This is a genomic window from Halorientalis brevis, from assembly GCF_023077655.1.
In genome coordinates this window covers 180,081-194,312 of the sequence record NZ_JALLGV010000008.1, presented here as the reverse complement: position 1 = coordinate 194,312, position 14,232 = coordinate 180,081, and the positions used below count along the sequence as shown (strand labels likewise).

General features: G+C 66.5%; 16 protein-coding genes. 7 read left to right on the top strand and 9 right to left on the bottom strand.

Features of this window, described 5'->3' with window-relative positions:
• Window positions 1–54: 54 nt before the first annotated feature.
• Window positions 55–498 (top strand): DUF7382 domain-containing protein, encoded by a 444-nt coding sequence (locus MU553_RS18990; RefSeq protein WP_247380600.1) that lies wholly within the window; start codon window positions 55–57, stop codon window positions 496–498.
• Here MU553_RS18990 and MU553_RS18985 read toward each other — a convergent pair whose 3' ends face one another.
• From MU553_RS18985 to MU553_RS18965, 5 genes are all read right to left on the bottom strand, one after another.
• Window positions 499–1,239, bottom strand: a complete 741-nt coding sequence (locus tag MU553_RS18985; RefSeq protein WP_247380599.1) for a protein-L-isoaspartate O-methyltransferase family protein — start codon at window positions 1,237–1,239, stop codon at window positions 499–501.
• Window positions 1,240–1,416: 177 nt separating this feature from the next.
• Complete coding sequence (locus tag MU553_RS18980; RefSeq protein WP_247380922.1) at window positions 1,417–2,043, bottom strand: protein-L-isoaspartate(D-aspartate) O-methyltransferase; 627 nt, start codon at window positions 2,041–2,043, stop codon at window positions 1,417–1,419.
• 2 nt (window positions 2,044–2,045) lie between these two features.
• The gene (locus MU553_RS18975) at window positions 2,046–2,717 is read right to left on the bottom strand and encodes an HVO_0476 family zinc finger protein (protein ID WP_247380598.1); all 672 of its coding nucleotides are present in this window, start codon (window positions 2,715–2,717) and stop codon (window positions 2,046–2,048) included.
• 86 nt (window positions 2,718–2,803) lie between these two features.
• A complete protein-coding gene (locus MU553_RS18970) occupies window positions 2,804–3,760 on the bottom strand; it encodes an aminopeptidase (protein WP_247380597.1) in 957 nt (318 codons plus the stop codon).
• 37 nt (window positions 3,761–3,797) lie between these two features.
• Window positions 3,798–5,336 carry a long-chain-fatty-acid--CoA ligase gene (locus MU553_RS18965; protein ID WP_247380596.1) on the bottom strand — a complete coding sequence of 513 codons (1,539 nt, stop codon included), beginning with the start codon at window positions 5,334–5,336 and terminating at the stop codon, window positions 3,798–3,800.
• 103 nt (window positions 5,337–5,439) lie between these two features.
• On the opposite strand from MU553_RS18965, the gene MU553_RS18960 reads away from it, so the two are divergent.
• From MU553_RS18960 to MU553_RS18950, 3 genes are all read left to right on the top strand, one after another.
• Window positions 5,440–5,601, top strand: coding sequence for a hypothetical protein (locus MU553_RS18960; protein WP_247380595.1), 162 nt, complete (start codon window positions 5,440–5,442; stop codon window positions 5,599–5,601).
• 191 nt (window positions 5,602–5,792) lie between these two features.
• Window positions 5,793–6,812 carry a type II glyceraldehyde-3-phosphate dehydrogenase gene (locus MU553_RS18955; RefSeq protein WP_247380594.1) on the top strand — a complete coding sequence of 340 codons (1,020 nt, stop codon included), beginning with the start codon at window positions 5,793–5,795 and terminating at the stop codon, window positions 6,810–6,812.
• Window positions 6,813–6,925: 113 nt separating this feature from the next.
• Window positions 6,926–7,312 (top strand): Hsp20/alpha crystallin family protein, encoded by a 387-nt coding sequence (locus tag MU553_RS18950; RefSeq protein WP_247380593.1) that lies wholly within the window; start codon window positions 6,926–6,928, stop codon window positions 7,310–7,312.
• A 195-nt stretch (window positions 7,313–7,507) separates the two neighbouring features.
• On the opposite strand, the gene MU553_RS18945 is transcribed toward MU553_RS18950, so the two are convergent.
• Window positions 7,508–7,879, bottom strand: a complete 372-nt coding sequence (locus tag MU553_RS18945) for a hypothetical protein (RefSeq protein WP_247380592.1) — start codon at window positions 7,877–7,879, stop codon at window positions 7,508–7,510.
• Between the two features lie 152 nt (window positions 7,880–8,031).
• Between MU553_RS18945 and MU553_RS18940 the strand changes: the two genes are divergently transcribed.
• A complete protein-coding gene (locus tag MU553_RS18940) occupies window positions 8,032–8,871 on the top strand; it encodes a hypothetical protein (protein WP_247380590.1) in 840 nt (279 codons plus the stop codon).
• 10 nt (window positions 8,872–8,881) lie between these two features.
• Here MU553_RS18940 and MU553_RS18935 read toward each other — a convergent pair whose 3' ends face one another.
• Entirely contained in the window at window positions 8,882–9,748 is an 867-nt protein-coding gene (locus tag MU553_RS18935) for an ATP-grasp domain-containing protein (protein WP_247380588.1), read from the bottom strand.
• An 89-nt stretch (window positions 9,749–9,837) separates the two neighbouring features.
• On the opposite strand from MU553_RS18935, the gene MU553_RS18930 reads away from it, so the two are divergent.
• Complete coding sequence (locus MU553_RS18930) at window positions 9,838–10,116, top strand: hypothetical protein (protein WP_247380586.1); 279 nt, start codon at window positions 9,838–9,840, stop codon at window positions 10,114–10,116.
• 231 nt (window positions 10,117–10,347) lie between these two features.
• On the opposite strand, the gene MU553_RS18925 is transcribed toward MU553_RS18930, so the two are convergent.
• A complete protein-coding gene (locus MU553_RS18925; protein ID WP_247380585.1) occupies window positions 10,348–10,878 on the bottom strand; it encodes a 50S ribosomal protein L16 in 531 nt (176 codons plus the stop codon).
• A 209-nt stretch (window positions 10,879–11,087) separates the two neighbouring features.
• On the opposite strand from MU553_RS18925, the gene MU553_RS18920 reads away from it, so the two are divergent.
• Window positions 11,088–12,134, top strand: a complete 1,047-nt coding sequence (locus tag MU553_RS18920) for a glutathione S-transferase family protein (protein ID WP_247380583.1) — start codon at window positions 11,088–11,090, stop codon at window positions 12,132–12,134.
• Here the strand turns inward: MU553_RS18920 and MU553_RS18915 are convergent, their stop codons facing one another.
• Window positions 12,135–14,177, bottom strand: coding sequence for an HsdM family class I SAM-dependent methyltransferase (locus tag MU553_RS18915; protein WP_247380581.1), 2,043 nt, complete (start codon window positions 14,175–14,177; stop codon window positions 12,135–12,137). It lies immediately after the preceding gene.
• Between the last annotated feature and the right edge of the window lie 55 nt (window positions 14,178–14,232).

Genomic DNA, 14,232 nt, shown 5'->3' with positions numbered 1-14,232 from the left:
AAGACGCGGCCCTGCGGCCAGAGTTTATCAACGGGGACGGACCCAGGCGGGTCCATGTTCGAGCGATTCAGCAGTGACGAACGGGCCATCGAGGGACTGCCGATTCGGCTCGTCATCGCCCTCGTCGTCGGGGTCGCGAGCCTCAGCGTGATGATGAACACCATCTCGGGGCTCAGTACCCTGGGCGTGTCGGAACTCGACGCACAGCCCGAGCCGGAGGTCATGGGAACTGGCGAGCAGTCGGTGACCGTCAGGGTCGTCGACGCGGACGGCGAACCGGTCACGAACGCGACGGTCGTCGCCACGGGCGGGACGGCGAACCTGCGCGGGATACGGACGGCGACGACCGGCCCGAACGGCCGCGGCACCCTCACGTTGAACGCGAGTCTCGGGCCGAATCAGGAAAAAGGGACAGTACAGTTAGACATCAAACCCCCAGCGAGCGGGCAGTACACGGACAAGCGGGCGAACACGAAGGTGCTAGTGGTCGCGAAGTGACTACACCTGTTCGTCCCAGTCAATCCAGTCTTGCTGCCAGCCGCGGCGCCGCTCGGCGTCTCTGCGCGCGTGCTCGCGGTCCTCGCGGCGCGTCCGATTGCGTTCGACGGTGTCGGCCTGCTCGCCCTCCACGAGCATCGGCTGGAAGGCGACGCCGCCGAGCCGTTCGGCCACGTCGCCGTCCTCGACGACGACGAGCGACTGTTCGTGCGCACCGAGGGGCATGATCAGTCGGCCGTCGTCGGCGAGCTGGTCGACCAGCGCGCGCGGCGGCTCGATCGCGGCCGCTTCCAGCAGGATACAGTCGTAGGGCGCGTACTCGGGGAGGCCGTCGATGCCGTCCCGGCAGTCGACGAGCACGCCCTCGTAGCCCGCGTTCGCGAGGTTCTCGCGGGCCTCGTAGACGAGCCGGCGCGTTATGTCGATGGCCTGGACGTTCCGATCGCCGACGATTTCGGCGACGACCGCGGCCGTGTAGCCGACGCCCGCACCGACCACGAGGACGTTGTCGCCCTCACTGGGGGCGAGGGCTTCGAGCAGTCGCGCGGCGGTACTGGGGGAGAGCACGCGCGTCCCGAACCGCTCCAGCGGACGGTCGGCGTAGGCCGCGCGGTCGTCCTCGACGAACTCGTGGCGCGGCACTGCCCGCATGGCGACGCTGATCGCGTCGCTGTGGACGCAGCCTTTGCTCTCGTGTTCGAGGCTGTCGACCATATCGTCGCGCAGTACCGCTGGTTCCATGTCCGGAGGTTAGTGTGGACGCTATTGAATCACGCGCCTCTTGCCGCCCGAACATGTCGGCGTCGCTCGGTTTCGCCGGGTCGGACAGGGGCTGTACCAGTCGAGTACGCTCCGGACAGGAACCCAGGATGCACGGCTGTATCTCGAACTGCCCGGTGTGAAACTCCCGTCCGACTCTCACTGCATCCGAACGAACCGAACGCCGCCGTGCTCCTCGCGGGCGAGCGAGCCGTCGGCCCGCCGCCGAGCGAGGACGAGCGTTTGTCGGTGTGCCCCCACTGGCGCGAGCACGAGGCCGCCGGGACGAACCTGTTCGACGACGTCCGCGGGAAGCTCAGATGCGGCGCAGGTGAGATACGCCCGGTCGTAGGGGGCGTGTTCTGGCCAGCCAGCCGCCCCGTCGCCCGCTCTGATCGAGACGTCGCCGTAGCCGAGGCGGTCGAGGCGGCGACGCGCGGCCTCGGCCAGCGATTCGCGGTACTCGACGCTGTAGACGTTCTCCGCGCCGACGAGTTCGGCCGTGACCGCGGCGTGATAGCCACAGCCAGTGCCGATTTCGAGAACGGTATCCCCCTGCTGGAGGTCCAGCAGGTCGGTCATGATCGCGACCATGTGCGGCGCGCTGATGGTCTGGCCCTCGCCGATCGGGAGCGGTGTATCCTGGTATGCCCCACTCCGATTCCCCTCGGGGACGAACTCGTGGCGCGGGACGGCTCGGATGGCGGCGAGCGTGGCCTCGTCGAGGCTAGAATCCCGGTCGCGGAGGTGCTCGACGAGGGCGTCTCGCTCGGCCGCCCAGTCCATGCTCACCAGGCCGACCAGGCGGTCGAGGTCTCGTCGCGGACGTACAGCCGCTTGACGTCCTTGGCGACGATGGTGTCGCCGTCGTAGTCGAGCTTGTCGAATTCGTACCCCTCGGCGTCGTCGCGGACGTGTGCGCCCTCGATGGTGAACTCCACGTCGCCGAAGTCGTCGGTCTCGCCGATGGTGAACTCGTAGTCGCCGGGGACCTGCAGGGTGTAACTCTCGGTGTCCTCGCGGCGGCCGTCCCTGGGATGTTGCGTGACGTTGACGCTGACGTTCTCGACCTCGCGGGTCCAGATGGTGTCGACGTCGGCTGCCTGGGCAGACTCGACGCGGCTGTCGTCGTCCAGTTCCAGGCTGGTAATGCGGACGGTCATGATCGCCACGTCAGTCTCGGCGACGAACTCCTCGCCGACGGCGAGGTCCTCGTCTTCGGGCACGTCGACGGTCGTCGTGAACGACTCGCCCTCCTGGGAGACGACGACTTTCCGTTCGACGGTGTCGTCCTCGGGCAGTTGCTCCTTGTGGACGTGTTCGCACTCGGTACAGCGAAGCGTCACTCGCCCGCCGCCGGTCGACAGCACCTCGTGGACCGTCTCCAGCTCGGGCGAGCAGGACGGACAGGGAATGGCGACGCGGTCGGGTAGCTCCGAATCGGACCCGGATTGGCTCATGGAGGCGTCTATTCGGTACAGACGTAAAAACACGCTGACCGCCTGGGAGCCCCGACACGGGGACACATGCGAGTTCGGTCTGGAGGTTACACGCCGGACGGCAGTTCGATTCGCTCGCCGTCGACCGACACCGTCGGATCGCGGATGACGCCGTCGAGGTGGATGGGCGCCTCGGTGTCACCGCCGATGGCGTGGTCGTCGCCGATCGCGATGTGCACGGTACCGGCGGCCTTCTCGTCGAGCAGGACCGAGCCGATCAGTTCGGTGACGCCGACGTTCGTTCCGATGCCGAGTTCGGCGAGATTGTAGGCGTCCTGGCCGACCTCGTCGGCGGCAGCCTCGAGTTCCTCGCGAACGGCGGCGTCGGAGACCTCGGTCACGTAGCCGTCGTCGACCTCGAATTCGAGAGTCTGCTCTTCTTCGAGCAGGCCGTGGGGCATCATCGTCCCGTCGACGACGAAGGTGCCGTTTGCGGTCTCCGGACTGAGGAACACCTCGCCGGCGGGGAGGTTCGACATCTCGCCGGCCTCGTGGACGATGCCGGTGTCCTGCTTCCACTCGCGGTCGCCGGGGCGGAAGACGATGTCCGTCCCGAGATCGGTCTGGACGCGGACGTTCCCGGCGCCCGAGACCTGCTGGTAGATCTCTTTGCAGCGTTGCTTGATCTCGGAGTAGTTCGCGTCCAGCCCGGTGACGAACACCTCCTCGGTGATGCCGGGGAGGGTGGCGACGCGAGCGCCGGCCTCGTTGGCGTCCGAGCGGGCGCGGGTGTGGCTCAGACTCTTCGTCGTCGGGGCGAGCACGACGTCGGCGTTGCGCATGGCAGCCGACACGGCGGCCGGTGGTTCCTCACCGTGCTGGTTCCCTGGCGGGTACCGGACGATCGAGGCGTCGTCGGTGCGTTCGTTGGCGACCTCGTAGAGGGACTCGCCGATCTGCTGACGCTTGTGATCGGTGACGATCAAGCAGGACTCGGTCGACTGGAGGCGCATGCACTTCCGGACGGCCGTCTCGGCGGGCGCTCTGAGACGCTTGGGTGGCATACCCGGAGCTGTGTCCGGGAATGGAATAGGTGTTGTCCTACCGCTCCTCGCGGAGTTTGAACTTCTGGACCTTCCCGCTGGGATTCTTGGGCAGTTCCTCGACGAAGTTGTACTCGCGGGGTCGCTTGAAGTCGGCGAGGGCGTCGCTCTCGCGGACGTATTCGTCCAGCGTCTCGGCGTCGGTCGCCCCGACGACGTAGGCGGCGACGACCTCGCCCCACTCCTCGTGGGGTTCGCCGACGACGGCCGCCTCGATCACGTCGGGATGGGAAAAGAGTGCGTCTTCGACCTCGGTCGGGTAGATGTTCTCGCCGCCGGAGATGATCATGTCGTCTTTCCGGTCGACGACGTAGAGGAACCCGTCCTCGTCCAGATAGCCCAGGTCGCCGGTGTAGTACCACTCTTTCCCGTCGGCCGTCCGGAGCGACGACTTGGTGGCGTCCGGCCGGTTCCAGTACTCGCGCATCGTACACGGCCCCGAAAAGAGGATCTCGCCGATCTCGCCCTGGTCGACCTCCGCGCGGGGGTCGGCGTCGGGCTCGACGATGCGCAGGTCGTGGTTGAGTGCCGGGACGCCGGCCGATCCCTGTTTGGGAATCTGCTCGTCGGGGTGCTGGAACGTGCCGCAAGGGCCGATCTCGGTCATCCCGTAGGCCTGGAGGTAGTCGTCGCAGAACGCGTCCATGCAGGCGTCCAGCACGTCCTCGGGCATCGGCGACGCGCCGTACATCCCGAGTTCGAGCGAGGAGACGTCGGCGTCGACCTGTTCTGCCGTGTGGGCCATCCCGTTCCAGGCCGTCGGCGCGGCGAACATCACCGACACGTCGTACCGCTCGATGTCCTGCAGTACCGCGACGGCGTCGAAGTCGTGGTGGATGACGCTTGTCGCACCGACCTGGATGCGCGGGAACAGGGCGGCGTGCAGTTCGGCGCAGTGGTACAGCGGGAGCGCCGACAGCCCGACGTCGGTCTTCCCGATACCGCCCTCGGCGGCCACGATGAGGTTGTGTTCGACCATGTCGCGGTGCTCGTGGACGACGCCTTTCGGCCGCCCCGTCGTCCCCGAGGTGTAAATGAACGCGTACACGTCGTCCTCCTCGACGACCGTGTCCGGCCGGTCCCCCGAGGCGTCGTCCAGCAACGGGTAGAAATCGTGGGCGAACGCGGGCGTGTCCTCGTCGATGTAGACGTAGTCTTCGACGGTGTCGAGGGCGTCGCGCGCGCCGTGGACGGCTTCGCGGGTGTCCGCCTCGTAGACGACGACGCGCGAGTCGGCGTCGTTCAGGATGTACTCGACTTCGCCGGCCGGAAGCCGGTAGTTCAGCGGATTGAACACGGCCCCGAGTTTCGCGCAGGCGAAGACGGTGAGGAGTATCTCCGACCCGTTGTAGAGCATCGTCGAGACGCGGTCGCCCTTCGTGACGCCCATCTCTGCCAGCGCGTTCGCCAGTTCGTTCGCCCGCTCGTCGAACTCGGCGAAGGTGAACCGCTGATCGCGCCGCGGGTAGATGATGGCGTCACGGTCGGGATACCGCTCTGCAGTGAGTTCGAGAGTCTCACGCAAGGTTGGGTACATGTAACACACCAAACTTGCCACCAGTACTTAATTTTTCGGCGAAGGTTGCAGCCGGTCGTCGCTGCCAGAACCGATCACTGCGACCCGGGTACCATGCCGGAACATGAAAGTACTTACCACCGTCCCTGCCAGTTCCGACATGGACCTCCGAACGATTCCGCGCCTGCTGAAGAACGGACTGATGATCGTCGGCCTCGCGGCCCTGCTGTTCGTCGTGTTCTCGTTCGGCTGGAACGGCGAACCACCGACGGTCGAACTGGAGTAACGGGGACGACGCCGCGCGAACACGGTTCTCCCGACACCGACCGCTGTTTTGCCGACCCTGCAGACACGCGTCGCTTGCAGAACGGATCACTTCACAGGGACAGTCGCAACGCCGGTCCGAACGCCGGCGCCGGCCGCGCGTCGCCGACGAACCTCGAAACGATTAACCGGGATGCTATGGGATTTCCGGGTATGATACAAGTCGGAATCAACGGCTACGGTACCATCGGGAAGCGGGTGGCGGACGCCGTCCGGGCACAGCCCGACATGGAAGTCGTCGGCGTCGCCAAGACGAGCCCGAACTTCGAGGCCGAGCAGGCGGTCAAGAAGGACTTCCCCCTGTACGCCGCCGTCGAGGAGCGGATCGAACTGTTCGACGAAGCCGGCATCGACCTGGCCGGCGAGGTCGAGGAACTCGTCGAGGCGAGCGACGTGGTCGTCGACACCACGCCGTCGGGCATCGGCGCGCAGAACAAGTCGATGTACGAGGAGTACGACACGCCCGCGCTCTACCAGGGCGGCGAGGACGCCGACCTCGTCGACGTGAGCTTCAACGCGCGCTCGAATTACGAGGAGGCCGCCGACGCCGACCACGTCCGCGTCGTCTCCTGTAACACGACCGGTCTCTCGCGACTGATCGCCCCGCTCGAAGACGAATACGGCGTCGAGAAGGTCCGCGCGACCCTCGTCCGCCGTGGCGGCGACCCCGCCCAGTCCGGCCGTGGCCCCATCAACGACACGCTGCCGGACCCGATCACGGTCCCGTCCCACCACGGCCCCGACGTCAACACCATCTTCCCCGATCTGGACATCGACACGCTCGGGATGAAGGTGCCGGCGACGCTGACCCACACCCACAGCATCAACGTCGAACTCACCTACGGCGCCGACACCGAGGAGGTCCGCGAACTCTTAAAGAAGGAGTCGCGCCTGTTCGTCATCCCCGAGCGGCTGGCCATCGACGGCTCCGGCAAACTCAAAGAGTTCGCGCTGGACTCGGGCCGCCCGCGCGGCGACGTCTGGGAGAACGCCATCTGGGGCGAGTCCCTCACGGTCGAGGACGACGAACTCTACCTGTTCCAGGCGATCCACCAGGAGTCCGACGTCATCCCCGAGAACGTCGACGCCATCCGCGCCGTCACCGAGTCGGCCGACCGCAAGGAGAGCATGGAGACCACCGACGAGGCGCTCGGCGTCGGCTTCGACCTCTGAGCAGCCGGGACAGAGCGGTTCCTTCGTAGGAACCACCCGTTCGACGCCGCGGCTCGATTCGAGTGTTGACAGTGCCAGAAGGCTTTTCCGGACTACAAACCTTACCGACGAGTATGAAGGACGACCGCGACGACCACGACCCCATCGACGACATCCTCCGGGAGATAGAGCGGGTGATGAACGAGATGATGGGCGACGACGTCCACATCGACCGCGGCGGGGCAACTGGCTTCGGCTCGGACCTCCACCTCGATGTGTACGAGGAAGACGGGGAGGTGCGTATCGTCGCGGACCTGCCCGGCGTCGAGAAGGACGCGATCGACCTGAAATGCGACGGGAAGGTCCTCACCGTGTCGGCAGCCAGCGACCGCCGCGACTACGAGGAGCGCGTCCGCCTGCCAACCCGCGTCGACGAACACTCCGCGGCAGCCACCTACAACAACGGCGTCCTCGAGGTCACCTTCGACCGCGCCGACGACTCGGCCGACATCGATCTCTAATCGGCTGTTTTCCTTTCCTCGCGAGTAGCTACCGATACGCCATCCGTCTCGAAACTCCGGATTCGAGCGCAGCCGAGTGATTTATTCCGACGTGGGAACGGGAGAACAGGGGCTCCAGTACTCGTCGAACCAGCCCGGAGGAAGGATCGACCGACGAGGGCCGGGCGATCGCGTTCTCCGGTTCGTCGGGCGCGGTCACCGCGACGCCTGGCCGCGCCGGATGCGTTCGCTGCCCAGTTTGTACAACTCGTAGCAAAACGCCGCGAGTGCGACGCTGAACAGCCCGAAGGGCATGAGCGGGCCGCGAATCCCCTGGACGTAGAGGAGCCGTGCGAACAGCATCAGGAACAGTGCACTCACCAGCGCACCGTATCGCGATTCCCTGAGAGGCCGGTAGCTGTACGCCAGCGAGAAAGCGATCAGTAACCCGCCGTAGGCGAGCGCCAGTTCGCTGTCGATACTAAACATCTCCGGGTACTGGAGATACCCGACCGCGAGCACACCAGCGAGGGCAGACCCGAGCACCAGGAACGGGAGACTCAGGTCGTCCCGCAGTGACGGGGGCATATCTTTCGGGATTTTGACGTGGCGGCTAATATATGTTGGTGTCGTGTCGAACGGGCGTGTGACCGGCGTCTGACGCCGTTTTACTCCGTTCGAGCCGGCCGACGTTCAGTTGGACCGCTGACGATTATGTGGCTGGGCACGTAGGGGTCACTGTGCCGGACGCCATCGACTGGGCGATCACCCGTGAACGGTCGCTGCTCCTCAGAGTCTGCCAGGACGGAGCGGTTGCAGTCCTCGGCGGACTCGTTCTGCTCGCCAGTATGGGGATGATCGCCTGGGTCGGGGCGGAGGCCCTGGAGAGGAATTTCGTGCCGCTCGTGCTCGCGCTCGTCGGTGGTCCGTTCTCGGTGCTGTACCTGTTGCCGATGCTCGCCGACGCGACACAGCGACCCGACCGCTCGCAGTTCCTCCCGGTGTGGCACTCTCCACGAAAGCTGCTTGGGCTGGCCGTCGGGGGTGCCGCCGGCCTCGTCGGAACCACCCTACTCTCCCCGCTCGTTGCCGTCCTGCTGGTCGTCGGCGTCACGTTCGGACTGGTACCGCTCGCCGGCTTCCTCGCCACGAACGGCCGGTTCGACCCGGAGACGCGGACGCTCACGGTCGACGGTCGGAGCGCGTCACTCGACGCACTCACCGGCGTCCGGCGAGTGTCCGTCGGCCGGGTCACGGTCACGTGGTTTTCCTACGCGCGCGAGGCCAGCCACTGGACCGTGCCGCGGCTGGTCGTCCTCCCGACGGCAGTCGAACAACAGCTCAGACAGCACGTGTCGGCAGGCATCGCGGCACCGATCGAGCCGCCAGACGACGCCGACGAGCGACGGGACGCGAACCGCACCGTGCAGGCGACGCTCGTCACGTTCGCCCTGCTCTTTCTCGGCGTCGCCGTCGGCCAGTTTTTCGTCGCCGACCTCCCGACGGCCGTCGCCCTCTGGGCGAGCAGCCTCATGGCCCTGTTCGCGCTGATTTTCCTGTGGCTGGCCGTCAGGGAATAGCCCATGTCGACTATTCGGCCGTCCTCCGAATCAACCCCGCCACGTCGTCCCAAAATCCGTCTTCGTACTTCGTCTCGCTGTCGATGGTCGGCCGGGCGTTCGTCTCGTTGACCACCGCTCCGTCGTCGGTCACGAGCAGGTCCACGCCCAGCCACGGAACGTCGAGCGTCTCTGCGGTCCGCTCGGCCAGGACTCGAAGCTCCTGGGGAAGGTCCACGCCGGTCGCCTCGGCACCGCGGTGGACGTTGTGTTTCCACTGGCCAGCGTCGAATGCGTCCGGCGGCAATCGACGCTCGACGGCACCGACGTACTCGCCGTCGACGACCATCACGCGGTAGTCCTGCGCGTCCGGGAGGAACTCCTGGACGAGAAACGAGCGGTCGCCCGTGGCGCGATAGTCGTGGACGAGATCGAGATAATCGATAATACCCAGGAAGGAATCGAGGTCGGTGGCCTTCGCGACGCCGACGCCGCGCGTCGCGGAGTTGGGCTTGACCACGACCGGCGGGTCGAACCGCTCGAACGCAGCCACGAGGTCGGCCTGTTCGACGGGATTCGAGACGACGACGGTCTCGGGAACCGGAATCCCGGCCTGGCCGAGTTCGGCGATGACGCCGGCTTTGTTTCGCGACGTAAGGATCGCCTCGCGGTCGTTGACCCACGGCACGTCGAGCAGCGCGTCGGCGACGGCGCCCTCCATGATCCGCGAGGGGTAGACGAATCCCACGTCGAAGCCGGCCCACTCCTCGCCGGGGTCGCCGAGCGGGATCGTTCGCTCGTTGGTCCGGACGTACTCGACGCGGATTCCCCGGTCGGCGAGCGGGGCCTGCATGCGCTCGTAGGTCTCGGCGTCGGTCGCGACCGCCAGCCGAAGCATGGCTGAGCCTTAGCGCGTATGATCAAAAATCCGCCGAACCCCTCAAAGCATTTACTGTGTTGTCAGAACATTAGACGTACTTCTCGATAATGGGGCCGAAGTACAGGTTGGACAATCCACTCGTCATCGCTAGCATCCTCACGGCGGTTATTGGACTGTTGGCGGTGCTATTTTTCTATTCATCCCCCACGTCGATTTTCGGACCGTTCTTCTGGCTCAGCAACTTGACCCTCTCTTTACTCGGAGTGCCCTGTAATGGATTCGGCTGTTACGCAGTGCTGCTACCACTCTCTGCCGGCTACATTGCGGGGTTCTGCGTCCTCGCCGTCATGGCTGGCAGCTACATCGACAAGCGGATACTGAGCTAAGAGTGCGGCCTGGCCAAGAGCGCATGGTCGCACAACTGGGCGACCTGCGCGACTCGGGGAAGGGAAGGAAAACAGCAAGCCACATCGAATGCACCGTCGCGCTCGCCTCCATGGCGAGCGCTGCGGTGCAGACTCAAGCGCGTGGCCAGCATCGCTGGCCTGCGCGCAATGTGGTGCCTGGTTGGAATACTAAGGGCGAGCGGACCCGCCAGGGTCCGCGAGGGCTTAGGCCTACGCGATCAGCAGTTCCTCGCCGCGCTCGACCTTGATGCGGCACGGCGGCGAGATCTTGTTGTAGGCGCGGCGGAAGGCGTCCTTGACGGCGTCGGCCTGGTCGACCTCACAGTACGCGGTGAAGAGGCGCTCGCCGGACTGGATGCGGGCGGCGGTGCCGACGATCTTCCCGAACGCCTGGCGCATCCCGTCGGACACACGGTCCGCACCCGCACCGGTCGCCTGCTTGTTCTCCCGGATGACGTGGTGGGGGAACTTCCGCAGGACCATCTTGTAGTTGCCCTCACCGAGCTCTTTGATGAGGTGACGGTTGGCGGACAGGCGGGAGGCCTCCATCGAGCCGTGGCGGAGCTGCACTTCCTCCTCGACGATGAGGCTGATCTGGACGGGGTAATCCTCAGGATCTGCTTCCTTGTTCCCCATCTGGTGCTGTGCGATCTTCGAACCCGGGATGCCGGTGATGTACTCGCGGCGCGTGTACGGCGGCTTGCTGATTTCCCGGTACATCGAGGCGGGCTTGTCGGACATAGATACTCTTGGCAAATCCGTGGCTGAGCGCGTAAATAAAGCCGTCGAACTACAGTTCTCGCTGGCGCGTGATCGGTTCACAGTCCGGACGGCCGCTGCTCACCCCGTGGCGACCACCGGAGACATCCAGCTCGAATCGCAAGACAGCAGGCGGTTACGCCGGTGTCACTGGCCTGTTTTTACAGCTGGCGGCCATATTCGGTGCCAGCATGAACCAGCTCGTAGACGGCGAGTGGCGGACCGGCGAGTACGAAACGACCAACGAGAACGGCGAGTTCGAGCGCCAGGAGACGACCTTCCACGAGCGCATCAAAGACGCCCCCGACGCCGAGTTCCCCGCGGAGGCGGGACGGTATCACCTGTACGTCTCCTACGCGTGCCCGTGGGCGCACCGAACGCTACTGGTCCGGGCGCTGAAAGGATTGGAAGACGCGATCACCGTCGACGTCGTCGACCCGTATCGCGACGAGGACGGCTGGCAGTTCACGCCCGAGAAGGACGGGTGCACGCCCGACACCGTCAACGGCTACGACTACCTCCGGGAGGCCTACACCGCGGCCGACCCCGACGCCACCTGCCGCGTGACCGTCCCCGTCCTCTGGGACAAAAAACGGGACACCATCGTCAACAACGAGTCCGCGGAGATCATCCGGATGCTCGACACCGAGATGGACGGCGTCGCCGCGAGCGGCGCGAGCGGCGGCTCGTCGGACGTGTCCGACGGCGTCGCGAGCCGCGACGTGGACCTGTATCCCGAGGGCTATCGGGACGAGGTCGACCGCATCATCGACGAGATCTACGAGCCGATCAACAACGGCGTCTACCGAGCCGGGTTCGCACAGAGTCAGGACGCCTACGACAGCGCGGTCACGGAGCTGTTCGACGCGCTCGCCCACTGGGACTCGGTGCTGGCCGAGCAGCGCTACCTCGCGGGCGACCGCCTGACGGAAGCGGACGTCTGCCTGTTCACGACGCTCGTTCGCTTCGATCAGGTGTACCACACCCACTTCATGTGCAACAAAAAGCAGATCCAACAGTACGACAACCTCTGGCCGTATCTCCGGGACCTCTACCAGACGCCGGGAGTCAGCGACACCGTCGATATGGACCACATCAAGGAACACTACTACACGACCCATCCCGACGTGACGCCCTCGGGCATCATCGCGGCGGGACCAGACCTGGACTTCGCGGCCGACCACGACCGCGACGAACTCCCGGGCGGCCCACCCGAGGACCTGCTCCCGCTGGCGTAGTCACTCCTCGACCAGCGGCGGGACGGCCTGTTCTCCGGTTCGCACCCGTCTACGCACCATCTCTTCTCTGAGTTCGCGACATCGGGCGACCGAGAGGCCCACGTCGATCGCGTCGAGGACCAGGCGGTCCAGCCGGCGGGCGGCGTCCCGATCGCCGGCCAGCAGCGCGTCGGTCGCCGCAGCGATGGCCTCGCTGGTCGCCGGCGAGAACGACCGAGGATCGGGCACGCGGAGCGTCTCCAGTTCGTAAGTCATCACCTGCAGTGCGCCACCGCCCTCGGACCGCCCCCAACACTCCAGCAGCCCCTTGGTGAGCGTGGTGTTGAGGACGCCGAGGAGCGTCCGTGCGTCCACGGCGTCGTCGACCCACAGGCAGTCCACGGCGTTGCTCGCCAAGAGCCCGTCGGGATTGGCGACGACCAGCACGCGCTCGTCGAAGAACTTCGGGACGAACACCGCCGGAGCGGTGAGGTCTCCGAGGTCGAACCACACCGACCGCGACGCACACGAACTGCGCTCGTGGAACCCCTGTCGCTCTCCCCACTCGACGTAGTCGCGCAGCGCGTCGTAGCCGTCACGGGCGAGGGCGTCAAGCACCGCGGCTTCGAGGTCGTCGCGCCCGTGCTCGGCCCGGACGGTCGTCACGTAGTCGTGGACGTCGAGGAGGGACCGGTCGGTGTCGCCGACACCGACGACCCGCTCGTCGACGTCGCGAATGCTCTTGATCGCGGGCGTTCGGAACCGGTCGGCGACGTCGGCAGCGCGACCGTCCGCGCCGAGGAAAAAGAAGTCGTTCGCGCCCGTCATGACGCCGCGGTGGACCGTCGTGAACGCGCCCAGCGGCGTGAGCGCGTCGTCGGCGAGCAACCGGATGAACGGCGCCGGCGCGTCGAGGTAGGGCATGTGTTTCGACGCGTCCGCGTCGGCGAGCGCGCGCTGGTGGACGGTAACCGTCCGGATGCCGTCCCCGTGGCGGACGGCCATCGACGAGTCAGCAGCGAGCGATCCGGCCGCCTCGATCGTCGAGAGAAGCGTCGCGACGGAGACCTGCTCGTCGAGCCGACAGAACCGAACGGGCGTCGCCCGACGTGCCGCCCTGCTGTCGCAGCGCTCGGCCATGAGGAGGACGGTATCGATCAACGCGTCGTCGAACGCGCGAGCGCCGAACCCGACGACGGCGACGACGCGGTAGTGGTCGAAGAGGAACCGCTGGAAGGATTCGCCGTATCTGGTCGTCAGCCACTTCGCGGGGAGCACGACGCCGAGCCGGCCGCCGTCGCGGAGGAACCGCGTGGCGTGCGTGACGAAGTAGACGTAGGCGTCGCTCCGTCGGCTCAGCGCGCGGTCGCCGTCGCGATACGGCGTCCGGCCGGCCGGTCCGAAGGCGCCGAGATGCTCCCGCGCTCGGTCGATGTCGGTGTGTTCCTGCCGGACGTACGGCGGGTTCCCGACGACGGCGTCGAACTGGCCAGCGCTCACCTCGGCTGCCGTGGCGGTGCACGAGCGGGCGGGACCGGGCGCAACGTCGAAGAAGTTCGCCTCGTACAGTTCGAGGGACGCCGTCTCGGCGTCGGCGGCAGCGAGCAATCGGTGCGCAGTCACCGCCAGCGGGATGGGGTCGGCGTCGATCCCGACGACCTGTTCGAGGCGGTCGGCGGGGGGCCGATCGGGTGCGATCGCGGCCAGTCTGTCGTGTGCGACCAGCGTGAACACGCCACTGCCCGTCGCCGGATCGAGCACGCGAGGGCACGCGTCGTCGGCCCGTGGCTGGATGGCCCACCGGCTGAGCGCCGTCGCGAGCGCTGGATCGGTCGTGAAGTGGCCGCCAGCCGCTCGTTCCTCCGCTGAGAGTCGGGTCTGGTAGGCAGTCGCGGCCGGCTCGTCGTCGCCTTCGAGGACGGCCGCTACGTCGGCCAGGCGGGCCCGGACGTCAGAATCCGTCGTTGCCTGTGCCAGCCAGTCCGGACGGGCGTTCCCATCGGCGGCCGCGACGAGAGCCTCGAATCGCGTCGCGAGTGCTGACGCGGACTGCCGGTCAGGCATGTCACTGGGAACTCCACGGCCAGCACCAAATACGCCAGGGTGGACCACCCCGGAA

Coding starts and splice junctions, on each gene's coding strand:
- MU553_RS18990 (WP_247380600.1), top strand. CDS start 55: ATGTTCGAGCGATTCAGCAGTGACGAACGGGCCATCGAGGGACTGCCG.
- MU553_RS18985 (WP_247380599.1), bottom strand. CDS start 1,239: ATGGAACCAGCGGTACTGCGCGACGATATGGTCGACAGCCTCGAACAC.
- MU553_RS18980 (WP_247380922.1), bottom strand. CDS start 2,043: ATGGACTGGGCGGCCGAGCGAGACGCCCTCGTCGAGCACCTCCGCGAC.
- MU553_RS18975 (WP_247380598.1), bottom strand. CDS start 2,717: ATGAGCCAATCCGGGTCCGATTCGGAGCTACCCGACCGCGTCGCCATT.
- MU553_RS18970 (WP_247380597.1), bottom strand. CDS start 3,760: ATGCCACCCAAGCGTCTCAGAGCGCCCGCCGAGACGGCCGTCCGGAAG.
- MU553_RS18965 (WP_247380596.1), bottom strand. CDS start 5,336: ATGTACCCAACCTTGCGTGAGACTCTCGAACTCACTGCAGAGCGGTAT.
- MU553_RS18960 (WP_247380595.1), top strand. CDS start 5,440: ATGAAAGTACTTACCACCGTCCCTGCCAGTTCCGACATGGACCTCCGA.
- MU553_RS18955 (WP_247380594.1), top strand. CDS start 5,793: ATGATACAAGTCGGAATCAACGGCTACGGTACCATCGGGAAGCGGGTG.
- MU553_RS18950 (WP_247380593.1), top strand. CDS start 6,926: ATGAAGGACGACCGCGACGACCACGACCCCATCGACGACATCCTCCGG.
- MU553_RS18945 (WP_247380592.1), bottom strand. CDS start 7,879: ATGCCCCCGTCACTGCGGGACGACCTGAGTCTCCCGTTCCTGGTGCTC.
- MU553_RS18935 (WP_247380588.1), bottom strand. CDS start 9,748: ATGCTTCGGCTGGCGGTCGCGACCGACGCCGAGACCTACGAGCGCATG.
- MU553_RS18930 (WP_247380586.1), top strand. CDS start 9,838: ATGGGGCCGAAGTACAGGTTGGACAATCCACTCGTCATCGCTAGCATC.
- MU553_RS18925 (WP_247380585.1), bottom strand. CDS start 10,878: ATGTCCGACAAGCCCGCCTCGATGTACCGGGAAATCAGCAAGCCGCCG.
- MU553_RS18920 (WP_247380583.1), top strand. CDS start 11,088: ATGAACCAGCTCGTAGACGGCGAGTGGCGGACCGGCGAGTACGAAACG.
- MU553_RS18915 (WP_247380581.1), bottom strand. CDS start 14,177: ATGCCTGACCGGCAGTCCGCGTCAGCACTCGCGACGCGATTCGAGGCT.